We start from the raw sequence: 514 nt of genomic DNA on the forward strand, positions 1-514 counted from the left end.
GCCTTGTACGGCGAAGCTGTTTTTAATGAACTTGGTGATGAGATATTCTGGAAATTCCATGATTCTGTCTACGCTAATCAGCCTGACAATGAAACAGTCGAAACGTATACGGAAGAATTCTTAACAGACCGTTTGAAGGATGCTGGTGCATCTGATGAAGACGCTACGAAAGTAACAGAGGCCTTCCAAAATGAAACATACAAAAGTTCTCTCCAAGATGATATGGATGATGTGAAAAGCTTGAACATTACTGGCACGCCATCCATTTATGTTAATGGAGTAAAATTTGAAGGCAACAGCTATGATGAATTATTGGAAATGGTCAATGAAGCAGCTGAAAAGTAAGAATCGTTAGAGAGTACATTCGTACTCTCTATTTTTTTATCCAGGCAGCTTCCTGCATTTGCCGTCTACCATTTGATAAACTCCCCTGCCTTCGGTTGTCGCCAATCTGCCATTATGAAAATACACCCCTGTGTTTTCATCGATTCCGTAATGAATAGAGGATGGATGC

1 protein-coding gene is annotated in these 514 nt (G+C 40.5%); it reads left to right on the forward strand.

Annotated elements, in window-relative coordinates; translation table 11 throughout:
* Nucleotides 1-345 (forward strand): DsbA family protein (locus tag QD409_RS35770; protein ID WP_430765088.1); only part of this gene is annotated, 345 nt, incomplete at its 5' end.
* Between the last annotated feature and the right edge of the window lie 169 nt (nucleotides 346-514).

The sequence above is a fragment of the Rhizobium sp. BR 315 genome, from assembly GCF_050577975.1.
Lineage (GTDB): Bacteria > Pseudomonadota > Alphaproteobacteria > Rhizobiales > Rhizobiaceae > Rhizobium > Rhizobium miluonense.